The sequence below is a fragment of the Roseococcus sp. genome (assembly GCF_965227005.1).
Lineage (GTDB): Bacteria > Pseudomonadota > Alphaproteobacteria > Acetobacterales > Acetobacteraceae > Roseococcus.
Genome location: NZ_CBDDFJ010000007.1, coordinates 13,316 through 26,285, shown reverse-complemented (window position 1 = coordinate 26,285; position 12,970 = coordinate 13,316). Strand labels below are relative to the sequence as shown.

Genomic DNA, 12,970 nt, shown 5'->3' with positions numbered 1-12,970 from the left:
GTCGCACGCGCCTCACCCGGCCTGCTGCAGCGCCTCCAGCACCGCCGCGCCATAGCGCTCCAGCTTGCTCTCGCCCACACCGGGGACATTGCGCAGCTCGCCCAGGCTGGCCGGACGGCGCGCGGCGATCTCGGCCAGGGTCGCGTCGTGGAAGATGACATAGGCCGGCACCTGCTGGGTCCGCGCCTCGGCCTTGCGCCATTCGCGCAGCGCGCCGAAGAGCGGGTCGTCGGAATGCGTCTGCACGCTCTCGCGCGAGGCGCGCTTGTCGCGCGGGCGCATCAGCTCCTCGCGCAGCATCACCTTGTTCTCGCCGCGCAGGATGGGCCGCGCCGCCTCGGTCGGCACCAGCTCGCCATGGTTCTCCACCGCGATGTCGAGCGCGCCCTGCGCCACCAGCTGGCGCACCACCCCGCGCCAGGCGCCCTCGGGCACGTCCTTGCCCACGCCGTAGGTCGGCAGCTTGTCATGGCCGAATTGCGCGACCTTGTCGGTCAGCCTTCCGCGCAGCACGTCCACGAGATGGCCGAGGCCGAAGCGGCTGCCCGTCCGCAGCGCGGCCGAGAGCAGCTTCTGCGCGGCGATGCTGCCGTCATAGAGCTTGGGCGGGGCCGCGCAGACGTCGCAATTCCCGCAATCGGCGTCGAGATCCTCGCCGAAGCAGCGCAGCAGCACGCGGCGGCGGCAGGTGCCGGCCTCGGCAATGCCCACCATGGCGTCGAGCCGCGCGCGCTCGATGCGCTTCTGGTCGTCGGAGGCGGGGCTTTGCTGGATGCGGTGGCGGGCGAGCGCGATGTCCCCCGCGCCGTAGAGCAGCAGGGCGCGGGCCGGCAGGCCGTCGCGCCCCGCGCGACCGATCTCCTGGTACCAGCCCTCCGGCCCCTGCGGCAGCGACAGATGCGCCACGAAGCGCACGTCCGGGCGGTCGATGCCCATGCCGAAGGCGATGGTCGCGCACATCACCACTGCGTCGCCTCGGGCGAAGCGGCGATGGGCGTCGCGCTTGTCCTCGGAGGGCATGCCGGCGTGGAAGGGCATGGCATCGTGGCCGTCGGCGCGCAGCCAGTCGGCGGTCTGCTCGGCGCGCGCGCGGGTGCCGCAATAGACGATGCCCGCGCCGCGCCCGTCCGAGGCCTCGCGCAGGAAGGCACGGATCTGGCTGCGCTCCTGCTCGCGCGGGGCGGCGGCGAGGTGGATGTTCGCGCGGTCGAAGGAGGCGCGGAAGACGGGCGTGTCCTCGAGGCCCAGCTGAGCGCGGATGTCGTCGACGGTGCGGGCATCGGCGGTGGCCGTCAGCGCGAGGCGCGGCACCTCGGGGAAGCCCGAGCGGAGAAAACTGAGCGCGCGGTATTCGGGGCGGAAGTGATGGCCCCACTGGCTGATGCAATGCGCCTCGTCGACCGCGAAGAGCGCGATGTCGCGCTGGGCCAGCCGCTCCAGCATGCCGTCCATGCCCAGCCGCTCGGGGCTGATATAGAGGAGCTTGAGCGTGCCCTCGTTGATCCCACGCCAGACCTCGCGCCGCTCGGTCTCCTCGAGCTCCGAGTGCAGCGCCGCCGCCGCCACGCCCTGCTGGCGCAGGGCCGCGACCTGGTCCTCCATGAGGGCGATGAGCGGCGAGACGACGATCGCCAGGCCCTCGCGGCAGAGCGCGGGGACCTGGAAGCAGAGGGACTTGCCGCCGCCCGTCGGCATGAGCACGAGGCCCGAGCCGCCCCGCATCACATGATCGACGATCTCGGCCTGACGTCCGCGGAATCCGGCATGGCCGAAAACGTCGTGAAGTACCTTCGCAGGATCCTGCGTCACTCTGTGTCTCTCGCTGGCATCCCGCAGGGTAGCAGGGCCGCCGAGTCGACGCATCCCGAGGGGACCAGGGCCGAAAGCCCCGGGAAGGTCGGGAGGGGCAGCGCGCCCCTCGGCTCACCTTATTGCGGCGGGCGCGGCGCCGGCGACGCGAAGCGGATTTCCACGCGGCGGCTCTCGATCGGCGCCATGTCGAAGGCCACGGGGCCGCGCGGCACCACGAAGATGCGCTCGGAGGCCACGCCGTTGCGCCGCAGCTCGGCGGCGACGACCTGGGCCCGCGCGTCGGAGAGCTGGCGGTTGAAGGCCGCGCCGCCCACCGGGCCGGCATAGCCGAAGACGTTCACCCGCGCGTCGCCGAAGCGCCCCGCCGTGGCGGCGGCCTCGCGGATGGTGGCCTTGGCGGCGTCGTCGAGGGTCGAGGCGTCCTCGGTGAAGAAGATCACCGGGTGGGGAAGATTCGCCGGATCGCGCACGAAGAGCGGGTCGAGCTCCGCGCAGGCCGCGACGAGGGGCAGCAGGGCGGCGGAAAGCATCAGGCGGCGGTTCATGGGGACAGTCTCCAGGGATCCGGCGATATTGCCGTCAGATTGGCATCCCGTCACCTGAACCCTCCAAATCGGGCGGAGCTTGCGCGCTTTCAGGCAGTGGCCGGAAGAAGACGGCCACCGGCCAGGCGCAGCACCCGATCGAGCGGCTCGGCGCCCGTCAGGCGATGTGTGACGAGCAGCAGGCTGCGCCCCTCGCAGGCCGTGGCCAGCGTGGCGAGGAAGGCGCGCTCGGCCATGGCGTCCAGGCCCGTGGTGGGCTCGTCCAGGACCAGGATGCCGGCCGGGGGCAGCAAGGCGCGGGCGAGCGCGATGCGCCGCGCCTCGCCCCCGCTGAAGCGCGTGCCGCCCTCGCCGCAGCGGGTCTCGAGCCCCTCGGGCAGGCTGCGGATATGGTCGGCGATGCCCGCCTTGGCCAAGGCGCGCCAGAGCGCGGCGTCGGGCGCCTGGGGGGCGGCGAGGCGCAGATTGGCCGCGACGGTGTCGTCGAAGAGCCGCGCCTGCTGGGAGAGGACGACGATGCGCGTCCGGACCTCGGCGGCCGAGAGCCCGGCGATGTCCACGCCGCCGAGGCGAATGGTCCCCGCCTGGGGGGCGGCCAGCTTGGTGAGCAGCGCCGAGATCGTGGATTTCCCCGCGCCCGAGGGGCCGAGGATGGCCACGCGCTCGCCCTCGCGCAGCGTGAGGTCGAGACCCTCCAGCACCGGCACGTCGGGCCGCCAGCCGAATCGAAGGCCCGTCAGGACCAGCTCGTTGGAGGACGGCAGAGCGGCGGGATGCGCGGGCTCGGCGACCGGCGCGGGCTGGTCGGCGGCCTCGAAGAGCCGGCGCGCGCTCGCGCCGGCCGAGGCCAGGGCGGCGCCGGCGCGCGGCATCAGCCCCAGCGCCTCCGAAGCCGCGACGGCGAGGAAGAGCGCCAGCACCACCATGCCGGCCGCGGCGGTGCCGCCCGCCAGGCCCCAGCCCAGGGCGCCGAGCACAGCCAGCTGCGCGAGCAATCCGCCCGAGGCTCCCGCCCAGGCCGAACGCTTCGCCAGAGAGCGCTGGCCGCGCATCAGCTCGCCATCGGCGGCCTGGAGCCGCGCCATGGCGCGGGCCTCGGCATTGGCGGCGAGCGTGTCCTCGAGGCCGGCCAGGGGATCGACGGCGGCGGCGCGCAGCGCGCCTCGCCGGTCGGCCGTGCGGGTTGCGGCGCGCGCCGCGCCCGGGGCGAGAACCAGCGGCAGGACCAGGGCCAGCGCCAGCGGCAGGCCGACCAGCAGCATCAGCCAGGGCTCGCCCATCAGCAAAGCGAGGATCGCGACCAGCACGGCGAGCCCCGCGCCGGCCGGCAGGATGCCGCCGAGATAGAGGCGGTCCAGCGCGTCCACGTCGCCGATCACCCGGCCCAGCAGATCGCCCGAACCGCGCAGGCCGATGCCGCCGGGCATGCGCTCGGCCAGGCGGCGGAAGAACCAGACCCGGGTATCGGCCAAGGCTTGGAAGGCGGCCGCGTGGCTCGCCATGCGCTCGCTCCAGCGCAGGAAGGGCCGCAGCAGCACCAGCGGCCGCACCCAGACGAGGGCGGCGAGGCCGAAGATCCCGCCGGCGGCGAGTCCGGCCGCGACCCCCTGCCCCGCCAGGGCCAGCAGGGCCACGCCCGAAAGCGCGGAGGCCATCGCGACCAGCAGCGCGCCGACCAGCGCGCCCCGGCGCGTGTCCCAGAGGCGCAGCACGCGGGCGAGGTCAGTCCACATCGACGAGCTTCCTTCCCCCCAGCTCCAGCACGCGGCCCGAAAGGCCCAGCAGCGCGGCGGAATGGGTGGCGATGATGGCGGTGCGCCCCATGCAGAGACGGCCGATGGCCTCCATCACCTCGGCCTCGGTGCCGGGGTCGAGCGAGGCGGTGGGTTCGTCCAGCAGGACCAGCGGGGCGTCGCGCAGGAAGGCGCGGGCCAGCGCCACGCGCTGCGCCTGCCCGCCCGAGATGCCATGACCGCCCTCGCCCACCGGCGTGTCGAGGCCCAGCGGCAGCTCGGCGGCGAAGGCCATGACGCGGGCGGATTCGGCCGCGCGGAGGAGCTCGGCCTCGCTGGCCTCGGGGCGGGCGAGCAGGATGTTCTCGCGCAGCGTGCCGCCGAAGAGATGCGCGCGCTGGCCGACATAGGAGGACAGCCGCCGCAACTCGGCGGGGCGCAGGCGGGTCACGTCCTGGCCGTTGATGGCGATGCGCCCGGCGGTGGGCCGGGCGAAGCCCATCAGCATCCGCAGCACGGAGGATTTCCCCGCCCCCGAGGGGCCGACGAGCATGAGCGTCTCGCCGGGGTTCATGGCGAAGGTCAGGCGCGCGACGGCGGGCCGGGCGGCGCCGGGATGGTGCAGTTCCACCTCGTTGAAGACGAGCGCCACGCGGCGCGGCACCGTCTCCAGAGCCAACCCGGTCTCGGGCTCGGCCTCCAGCAGGGAGGCGAGATCGGCCGCCGCGCCGCGGGCCGACATGGCCTCGTGATAGGCGGCCGAGAAGGCGCGCAGCGGGGCGAAGAAGGCCGGGACCATCAGGATGCAGAAGAGCGACAGGGTGGGGTCGGTCAGCCCGCGTCCGGTCAGCAGCGCGCCGTGCCGCCAGGCGAGGTAGCCGAGCGTGAAGGCCGACAGCAGCTCCAGGACGGCGCTGGAGAGGAAGGCCACGCGCAGCACGCGCATGGTGCGCCAGCGGAATTCCTCGGCCGCCGCGCCCAGGGCGCGGGCCTCGTCCTCGGCGCGGTTGAACTGCACGAGGGTCGCGAGGCCGCGCAGCCGGTCCACGAAGCGCCCGGCGAGGCGGCCCAGCACATCCAGCTGCCGGCGGCTCTCGCGCGCGGCGCCGATGCCGGTGAGCGCCATGGCGACGGGAACCAGCAGGCCCAGGCAGAGCAGCACCAGCGCGCTCACCCAATCCGCGCGCCAGACGACGAGGAGGACCAAAGCGGGCGAGAGCACGGCCAGGGTCATGGCCGGCAGCCAGCGGGCGAAGAAGCCGTCCAGCGCCTCGACGCGGTCCACCAGCAGGGCGGCCTTCTCGCCCACACCGCGCGGATCGGCCGGGCCGAGGGCGAGCAGTCGGGCGAAGAGCGCGGCGCGGATGCGCGCGCGGGCATGCTCGCCGGCCGATTGCTGGGCCATCTCCTGGGCGGCGCTCAGCCCGGCGCTGGCCCACATCAGCGCGCCCGCCCCGGCAAGATCGGCCCAGCCGCCGGTGGAAAAGCCGAGCAGGGTCGCCAGGATCCGCGCGACGAGGAAGGCGATGCCCACCTGGCAGATACTCACGGCGAGGCCGAGACCGATCGGCAGGGCCAGGCGCCAGGCCTGGCTGCGGGCCTCGCGCATGAGCCAGGCCGAGCCCGGCGTCTTTTGCCGGCGAGATGTGCTCATGTCAGCCGTCCGCCAGGCGCGATTCCGCCTTCGAGGTCCAGGCTTCCGCAGCCGTTTGGGAGCGATTCCATATCAGGGACGTGTTTAGGCCAGACGGGGTCGCCGCGCCACTTGCCGGCGGCCCGGCCGTCGCGTCACATCGGCGGATTCCGCTCAGGATTCCCGCATGCTGCGTCACCACGGCCGCTTCCCCTATTCGCCCTGGACGGCGCGCCGGCCGGAATCCTGGCCGGGTGGGCGGAAGCTGGCCGTCTATCTCGGCGTGAACCTGGAGCACTTCGCCTTCGGCGAGGGCCTGGGCGCGGAGCTCGCCCCTGGCGGCCCCGCCCCCGACATCCTGAACTACGCCTGGCGCGACTACGGCAACCGGGTGGGCGGCTTCCGCCTGATCCAGCTGCTGGACGAGCTGTCCCTGCCCTGCACCGTGCTGCTCAACAGCGCGATGTATTCCCACGCCCCGGAACTGGTGGCCGCCCATCGCGCGCGCGGCGACGAGATCGCCGGCCACGGGCGCACCAACAGCGAGCGCCAGAGCACCCTGCCGGAAGCCGAGGAGGCGCGGCTGATCGCCGAATCCACCGCCGCCATCGCGGAGCACGAGGGCATGCCCCCGCGCGGCTGGCTCTCGCCCTGGATCGCCGAGAGCGCCGTCACGCCCGACCTGCTGCAGGAGGCCGGCTACAGCTACTCGCTCAACTGGTGCATGGACGACCAGCCGGTCTGGAAGACGACGCGGGCCGGGCGGATCCTCAGCATCCCCTATCCGCAGGAGGCGAACGACATCCCCTCCATCGTCGCCCGCAAGGACGGGGCGGAGCAATTCGCCGCCCTCCTGGCCGAGGACTTCGCCGAGCGCCTGCGCCAGACGGCCGATGGCATCCCCCAGGTGATGGGCATCGCGCTTCACCCCTACATTATCGGACAGCCCTATCGCATCCGGGCGCTGCGTCGCGCGTTGAGCGTGATCGCCGCCGAACGCGGAACGGTCTGGATGACGACGGCCGGCGCGATCCACGACCACTGCCTGACCTGGCCCGAAGGAAGCATTCCCTGATGCGATCAGTCTATGCCCTGCTGCTCTCGCCGCTGCTGATGCTCGGGGCCTGCGCCACGACGCCCACGCCCCAGACGCCCCAGACCGTCCCCTCCGTGGATATCGCCCGCTATTCGGGCCGCTGGCACGAGGTCGCGCGCTTCCCGCAGCGCTTCCAGGACAGCTCGAGCCTGCGCTGCGAGGAGGTCACGGCCGACTACCAGCAGGCGCAGGGCGGCGGGATCACGGTGCTGAACGAATGCGTGAACGCGCTCGACCCCGCGCGCGCGCGCCGTTCCGTGCGCGGCGAGGCCTATGCGGTGGAGGGCAGCAACAATGCCCGGCTGCGGGTGAGCTTCTTCTGGCCCTTCTATGCGGATTACTGGGTGCTCGGCCTGGACCTGGACTACCAGTGGGCCGTGGTCGGTACGCCCAACCGCGAATATCTGTGGATCCTGTCACGCACGCCCAGCCTGGCCGCGCCGAAGATGGAGCAGGCGCTGGCCATCGCCCGCGCCCAGGGCTTCGACCTGTCCAGGCTCATCCGCTCCGCCCCGCCGGGCTGAGCCCGCGTTGACGATCCCCTGCCGCTCGGCTCGACTCAGGGCCGCAGCGTGCAAGGACTCGACGACATGACGGTGACCAATTTGGAGCGCGGATCGTGACGGGGGCGGCGGAGACGCTCTCCCTCCCCGGGCTCGAGGCCGCGGCGGAGATCCTCATCGACCGCTGGGGCATCCCGCACATCTATGCCGCGAGCCAGCGCGACGCCTTCTTCGTCCAGGGCTTCAATGCGGGACGCGACCGGCTCTGGCAGATCGACCTCTGGCGCAAGCGCGGCCTCGGCCTGATGGCGGCCGACCTCGGCGCCGGATATGTCGAGCGCGATCGTGCCGCGCGGCTGCTGCTCTATCGCGGCGACATGGCGGCCGAATGGGCCTGCTACGGCGCGGAGGCGCAGTCCCGCACCGAGGCCTTCGTGGCCGGCATCAACGCCTATATCGACCTCGTCGAGCGCGAGCCCGCGCGGCTGCCGATGGAATTCCGCGCCATGGGCACGAAGCCCCAGCGTTGGATCGCCGAGGATGTGGTGCGCTGCCGCGCCCATGCCCGCGTCCGCAACCTCGATTCCGAGATCGCGCGCACCAACATCGTCGCAGCCTTCGGCGCCGATGCGGACCGGCTGCACAAGGGCCTGCAGCCCGAATGGCGCCTGCAGATCCCCGAGGGGCTGGAGCCGCATGCCATCCCGCCCGAGGTGCTGCGCCTGTATCTGCTGGGCTGCGAGCCCCATCCCATCGACAGCGCCACGCCCGCCGAGCCGCTGGCCGATACCGGCGAATGGGGCAGCAACAACTGGGCGCTCACGCCCGGGCGCACCACCACCGGGCGCGCCATCCTGGCGAGCGATCCGCATCGCGTGCACGACCAGCCCTCGCTGCGCTACATCGCCCATCTCGTGGCCCCGGGCCTGGACGTGATCGGCGCGGGCGAGCCCGCGATTCCCGGCGTCAGCCTCGGCCATAACGACCGCCTGGCCTTCTCGCTGACCATCCACCCCTCCGACCAGGAGGACCTCTACGTCTATGAGCTGAGCGAGACCGATCCCGACCTCTACCGCTACGGCGGGGGCTGGGAGCGCATGCGCCTGGTGAGCGAGACCATCCCTGTGCTCGGCGCCGAGCCGGTCACGGTCGAGCTGCGCTTCACGCGCCATGGCCCGGTGCTGCACGTCGATGCCGCCAACCGCCGCGCCTATGCGCTGCGCAGCGTGTGGTGGGAGCCGGGGACGGCCGCCTATATGGCAAGCCTGGGCTACCTCACCGCCGGCAATTTCGAGGAATACCAGCGCGCGCTGGAAGGCTGGGGCGCACCCTCCACCAACCATGTCGTGGCGGATGTCGACGGCCATATCGGCTGGCAGGCGGCGGCGAAGATCCCCGTGCGGCCGAGCTGGGACGGGCTGATGCCCGTGCCCGGCGACGGGCGGCACGAATGGGCCGGCACCATCCAGGCCTCGACCCTGCCCAGCGCCAAGGACCCGGCCTGCGGCTGGCTCGGCTCGTCCAACCAGATGAACCTGCCGGCGGATTACGACTATCGCCGCCACAAGACCGGCTTCGAATGGACCGACGTCGCGCGCTACATGCGCCTGTCGGAATCGCTGGCGGGCGAGAAGCGCTGGTCGGTCGAGGATACGCTGGCGCTCCAGACGGATGTGCTGAGCGTGCCCGCGCGCCGGCTCTGCGCGCTGCTGGCCGCGGCGCCGGGCAAGGCGGCGGCCGCGGCGCGCGCCTGCCTGGCGGGCTGGGACCACCGGGTCACGGCGGAGAGCGGCCCGGCCGCGCTCTTCGAGATCTGGTTCACCAACCACCTGATGCCCGCCATCCCCAAGGCGCTGGGCCCCGAGGGCCTGGCGCAGATGGTCGGCGTGGTGGACACGCAGCTCTATCTGGAAATCCTGGAAGCGGCGTCCGATCCTGGCTTCGGCGCCGAGCCCGTGGCCGCGCGGGATGCGCTGCTGCTGACCACGCTGGAGGCCGCCTGGGCCGAGGCGCGCGAGCGTCTCGGCGGCGACCCGGCGCGCTGGAGCTGGGGCTCGATCCACCAGGGCTATTTCAGCCACCCGCTCTCGCGCCTCGCGCCGCCGGAGCTGGCGGGGAAGCTGGATGTGGGGCCCGCGCCCAAGGGCGGCTCCAACCTCACCATCAACAACAACGGCTATCGCGGCACCGACTTCCGCGTGATGTCGGGCGTGTCGTGGCGGATGGTGCTCGACGTCGGCAATTGGGATGCGAGCTGGACCATCAACGCGCCGGGCCAGTCCGGCGATCCGGCGAGCCCGCATTACCGCGATCTCTTCCTGATCTGGGCGCGGGATGAATACGTGCCGATGCTCTACAGCCGCAAGGCCGTGGAGGGCGCGACGGAAGCGCGGATCCAGCTTCTGCCGGGCTGAGGCGAAGCCCCGGTCGGGCCAGCGGGCCTGACCGGGGCCACGTCCGTCCTACCGCTTGGTCAGCCACTTCTTCGCGATGCGGCAAGCCACCGTGAAGGCAGGGTTGAAGACATTGCCCACGTCGTAGCGGACCACCTGGCCCATCAGGTGGCTCGCCGCGCGTGCATCCAGCCCGTAATCCTCGCCGAGCCACTTGGACATCTCGGTCGTCGCGTGCTGCAGCGCTTGGTCGAGCGGGCGGGCATTGCCGATGGTGAAGATGTCCTCGGCCGTCTCGCCGCGCGGCCAGGTGATCGCGCGCTTCAGCACCGTGAATGTGACCTCCATCTCGAAGGAGGTCTCGATGCCTGTGCCCACGATCTCGCCATCGCCCTGGCAGGCATGGCCGTCACCCAGATAGAAGAGCGCGCCCGGCACCGCGACCGGGAACCAGGCCGTCGTCCCCGGGGCGAAGAGGCGGTAGTCCATATTGCCGCCGTTCTGCGCGCTGGTCGCGGTCGAGAAGGCCTGGCCGCCGGCCGGCGCGACGCCGAAGCAGCCGATCATGGGCTGGATCGCGGGGGCGAAATCCTCGAGGCCCGCCACGGGCTGCTGAAGCCGCACGGTTCCGGCCTTCTGGTCGATGTCCCAGACCGCGCGCTGCGGGGCCGGGCGATCGGCGACGGCCGCGGGGTCGAGCACGGTCAGCGCGAGGGGCGAATAGGTCCAGCCCGTCGCGCGGCTGGGCGTGAGGCGCTCGATATGGACGGCCAGCGTGTCGCCGGGCTCGGCGCCCTCGATGAAGAAGGGGCCGGTCATGGGGTTGGGACGGCTGGCGACGGCGACCTCGCGCGCATCGAGGCCGGAGGCGTCGATCGTGTCGGTCACAATCGTATCGCCATTGGCGACGCGCAGGACGGGCTCGGCGGTGCCGAGTGTGTTGAAGTATTTGGACGGGGTGAAGCGGTGCGTGGTCATCCCGAAGGCTAGAAAGCGAGGCTCAGAGGGTCAAGTCACGCCACCCGGACCAGACGCGGCGGCGCGGTCTTCCCGCGCACCTCCGCCTCCTCGAATTCCGCCGCCGCGATCGCCCGCTCCAGCGCCGCGCGCAGCGCCTTCGCGCTCTCCAGCGTCAGCTCCACCGCCGCCCGCGCGCCGGGCTCCAGCGCCGCATTGGAGAAGTCGAGCGTGATGACATCGCCCAGATTCGCGTGGCGCGCATGGTCGTAGGCGACCACCGCCTGGGTCAGCGGGAACCAGTCGTCCCCGCGCTTGGCCATGCCCTCGGCGGGCACGATCTCGACGATGGAGGTGCACATCTCCCTATCTCCCGAGATGCTTGCCGAAGAAGGCGAAGACCTTGCCCCAGGCGTCCATCGCCTGCTCGGGCCGGTAGAGCGGGCGGTGCCAGTAGTTGAAGCCGTGGCCGGCGCCGTCATAGCGATGGAACTCGTAATCCTTGCCGTGCTGCTTCAGCGCGGCCTCGTGCTGGTTCACCTGCTCGGGGCTCGGCGCGCGGTCGTCATTGCCGAAGAGGCCGAGCAGCGGCGCGGAGAGGGTCTTCGTCATGTCGATGGGCGCGACCGGCGTCTTGGCGTTCAGCTCCTCCGCGCCCATCACCACGCGCCCGCCCCACATGTCCACGACGGCGTCCACGTCCTGGCGCTGGCTCGCATAGATCACCGCATGCCGCCCGCCCGAGCAGGAGCCGTAGAGGCCGACCTTGCCGTTGTTCTCGGGCTGGGCGCGCATCCAGGCGACGGCGGCGGCCGTGTCGCCGACCATCTGCGCGTCGGGGATGCCGCCCTCGCCGCGCACCCGGGCCGCGACGTCGTCGGGATTTCCCTCGCCGGCGCGTTCATAGAGGTTGGCGCAGATGGCCATGTAGCCGTGATGGGCGAAGCGGCGCGTCGTCTCGATATAAAGCTCGCTCCAGCCCGGCAGGTGATGGATCAGCACCACGCCGGGAAACGGCCCCTTGCCCTCGGGCTTGGCCACATAGGCGGTGATGGGGGTTCCGCCGTCGCCCTTGAGGGTGACGTTGGTGCAGGTCATGCCGCGGTAGAATGACATCCGGATGGTCCTCCATGGGCGCTGTTGGCGACAGTATTCTGCCATCCTTCCGGACACGCAACGCGCCAGCCCCTACCGCCGCAGGAAGGCGCCGACCTCGCGGTTGAGGAAATCCACATCCGCCGGATTGCCACCGCCGGCCGAGGCATGGCCGGTGATCGTCCCCGGGCTGATCCGCAGCACGCGGACGTCGCGGATGAAGCGCGCGGCGTCGATCGGCTCGTATTCGGGATTGAGCAGGTCGCCCGTGCCGTGCAGGACGAGGGTGCGCGCCCGGATGGCGCGCAGCGCGGCCACCAGATCGCCGTTCATGCCCGGCGTCGCGCCGATGTCGTGCCGCTCATAGGCCCAGGTCTGGTAGAGCCAGTCATTGGCGTCGAAGGCGTTGATCAGCGAGGCCTCCTGCGCGCGCAGCCAGGGCAGGACCTCCATCGGCGCGTTCGGGAACTGGTCGCGATACATCTCGGGCGCGCGGGCGGCGAGGAAGCTCAGGATGTCGCGCCACAACCGGATGCCGCGCTCCGGGGGCGCGGTGTAGTTGCCCGCGTTCCAGGCCGGATCGAGCATGATCGCCTGGCGGCTCGCGTCGAGCACGGCCACCGTCCAGGCCGGCGTGCGCGCCAGCGGCACCATCGCCACCAGGCTGTCCATGAAGGCCGGGTGGCTGACGCCCCATTGCAGCACCTGCATGCCGCCCATCGAGGGACCGACCACCGCCACCACATGGTTGATGCCGAGGTGCTCGGTCAGCAGGCGATGCTGCGAGGCGACCATGTCGCGGATGGTGAAGCGCGGGAATTGCATCCGCGGCTGCGCGCGGCTGTTGCTGGGCGAGGTCGTCAGCCCATTGCCGATCGCATCCGTGGCGATGATGAAGTAGCGGTCGGTGTCGAGCGCCTTGCCGGGGCCGATCAGGAAGTCGAGCCGGTGGTGATTGCCGCTGATGGCCGTCACCATCAGGATCGCGTTCGAGCGCTCGGCGTTCAGCGTCCCGTGGGTGACGTAGGAGATCGCGAAATCGCGGATCGCCTCGCCGCTTTCCAGGCGCAGATCACCCATGGCGAAGCTCTGGTGCGGCGCCTGATTGGGCGCATGCGCCCAAGCCGTCGGAAGGAGCGCCAGGCCGCACAGCCAGGCACAGGCCAAGACGCGTCGCAGCATCCCCATCACGAAATCCTCCCG

Annotated in this window: 11 protein-coding genes; 3 read left to right on the top strand and 8 right to left on the bottom strand. The window is 71.9% G+C overall.

Annotated elements, in window-relative coordinates:
* Window positions 1-12: 12 nt before the first annotated feature.
* From recQ to cydD, 4 genes are all read right to left on the bottom strand, one after another.
* Window positions 13-1,863: a DNA helicase RecQ gene (recQ, locus tag ACO057_RS03420; RefSeq protein ID WP_421988950.1), complete on the bottom strand. Its 1,851-nt coding sequence runs from the start codon at window positions 1,861-1,863 to the stop codon at window positions 13-15.
* Between the two features lie 65 nt (window positions 1,864-1,928).
* Window positions 1,929-2,357: an OmpA family protein gene (locus tag ACO057_RS03415; RefSeq protein WP_421988949.1), complete on the bottom strand. Its 429-nt coding sequence runs from the start codon at window positions 2,355-2,357 to the stop codon at window positions 1,929-1,931.
* Window positions 2,358-2,446: 89 nt separating this feature from the next.
* Window positions 2,447-4,090: a thiol reductant ABC exporter subunit CydC gene (cydC, locus tag ACO057_RS03410; protein ID WP_421988948.1), complete on the bottom strand. Its 1,644-nt coding sequence runs from the start codon at window positions 4,088-4,090 to the stop codon at window positions 2,447-2,449.
* Window positions 4,080-5,744 carry a thiol reductant ABC exporter subunit CydD gene (cydD, locus tag ACO057_RS03405; protein WP_421988947.1) on the bottom strand — a complete coding sequence of 555 codons (1,665 nt, stop codon included), beginning with the start codon at window positions 5,742-5,744 and terminating at the stop codon, window positions 4,080-4,082. The genes cydC and cydD overlap by 11 nt, the downstream gene beginning before the upstream one ends.
* A gap of 166 nt (window positions 5,745-5,910) precedes the next feature.
* Here cydD and ACO057_RS03400 point away from each other — a divergent pair, with 166 nt between their 5' ends.
* The 3 genes from ACO057_RS03400 (at window position 5,911) to ACO057_RS03390 (ending at window position 9,736) form a co-directional block, all read left to right on the top strand.
* Window positions 5,911-6,798 carry a polysaccharide deacetylase family protein gene (locus ACO057_RS03400; RefSeq protein ID WP_421988946.1) on the top strand — a complete coding sequence of 296 codons (888 nt, stop codon included), beginning with the start codon at window positions 5,911-5,913 and terminating at the stop codon, window positions 6,796-6,798.
* Window positions 6,798-7,343 (top strand): lipocalin family protein, encoded by a 546-nt coding sequence (locus ACO057_RS03395; RefSeq protein ID WP_421988945.1) that lies wholly within the window; start codon window positions 6,798-6,800, stop codon window positions 7,341-7,343. Before ACO057_RS03400 ends, ACO057_RS03395 begins: the two co-directional genes overlap by 1 nt.
* A 95-nt stretch (window positions 7,344-7,438) precedes the next feature.
* On the top strand, window positions 7,439-9,736 hold the full coding sequence (locus tag ACO057_RS03390) for a penicillin acylase family protein (RefSeq protein WP_421988944.1): 2,298 nt from the start codon (window positions 7,439-7,441) through the stop codon (window positions 9,734-9,736).
* Window positions 9,737-9,784: 48 nt separating this feature from the next.
* Here the strand turns inward: ACO057_RS03390 and ACO057_RS03385 are convergent, their stop codons facing one another.
* The 4 genes from ACO057_RS03385 to ACO057_RS03370 all read right to left on the bottom strand — a co-directional run bounded on the left by ACO057_RS03385 (window position 9,785) and on the right by ACO057_RS03370 (window position 12,949).
* Complete coding sequence (locus ACO057_RS03385) at window positions 9,785-10,693, bottom strand: acetamidase/formamidase family protein (protein ID WP_421988943.1); 909 nt, start codon at window positions 10,691-10,693, stop codon at window positions 9,785-9,787.
* 35 nt (window positions 10,694-10,728) lie between these two features.
* Window positions 10,729-11,034 (bottom strand): DUF6295 family protein, encoded by a 306-nt coding sequence (locus tag ACO057_RS03380; protein WP_421988942.1) that lies wholly within the window; start codon window positions 11,032-11,034, stop codon window positions 10,729-10,731.
* 4 nt (window positions 11,035-11,038) lie between these two features.
* The gene (locus tag ACO057_RS03375) at window positions 11,039-11,788 is read right to left on the bottom strand and encodes a dienelactone hydrolase family protein (protein WP_421988941.1); all 750 of its coding nucleotides are present in this window, start codon (window positions 11,786-11,788) and stop codon (window positions 11,039-11,041) included.
* A gap of 72 nt (window positions 11,789-11,860) precedes the next feature.
* Window positions 11,861-12,949: an alpha/beta fold hydrolase gene (locus tag ACO057_RS03370; protein WP_421988940.1), complete on the bottom strand. Its 1,089-nt coding sequence runs from the start codon at window positions 12,947-12,949 to the stop codon at window positions 11,861-11,863.
* Window positions 12,950-12,970: the final 21 nt, after the last annotated feature.

Coding starts and splice junctions, on each gene's coding strand:
- ACO057_RS03395 (WP_421988945.1), top strand. CDS start 6,798: ATGCGATCAGTCTATGCCCTGCTGCTCTCGCCGCTGCTGATGCTCGGG.
- ACO057_RS03400 (WP_421988946.1), top strand. CDS start 5,911: ATGCTGCGTCACCACGGCCGCTTCCCCTATTCGCCCTGGACGGCGCGC.
- ACO057_RS03385 (WP_421988943.1), bottom strand. CDS start 10,693: ATGACCACGCACCGCTTCACCCCGTCCAAATACTTCAACACACTCGGC.
- ACO057_RS03415 (WP_421988949.1), bottom strand. CDS start 2,357: ATGAACCGCCGCCTGATGCTTTCCGCCGCCCTGCTGCCCCTCGTCGCG.
- cydC (WP_421988948.1), bottom strand. CDS start 4,090: ATGTGGACTGACCTCGCCCGCGTGCTGCGCCTCTGGGACACGCGCCGG.
- recQ (WP_421988950.1), bottom strand. CDS start 1,863: ATGCGTCGACTCGGCGGCCCTGCTACCCTGCGGGATGCCAGCGAGAGA.
- ACO057_RS03375 (WP_421988941.1), bottom strand. CDS start 11,788: ATGTCATTCTACCGCGGCATGACCTGCACCAACGTCACCCTCAAGGGC.
- ACO057_RS03370 (WP_421988940.1), bottom strand. CDS start 12,949: ATGCTGCGACGCGTCTTGGCCTGTGCCTGGCTGTGCGGCCTGGCGCTC.
- ACO057_RS03380 (WP_421988942.1), bottom strand. CDS start 11,034: ATGTGCACCTCCATCGTCGAGATCGTGCCCGCCGAGGGCATGGCCAAG.
- cydD (WP_421988947.1), bottom strand. CDS start 5,744: ATGAGCACATCTCGCCGGCAAAAGACGCCGGGCTCGGCCTGGCTCATG.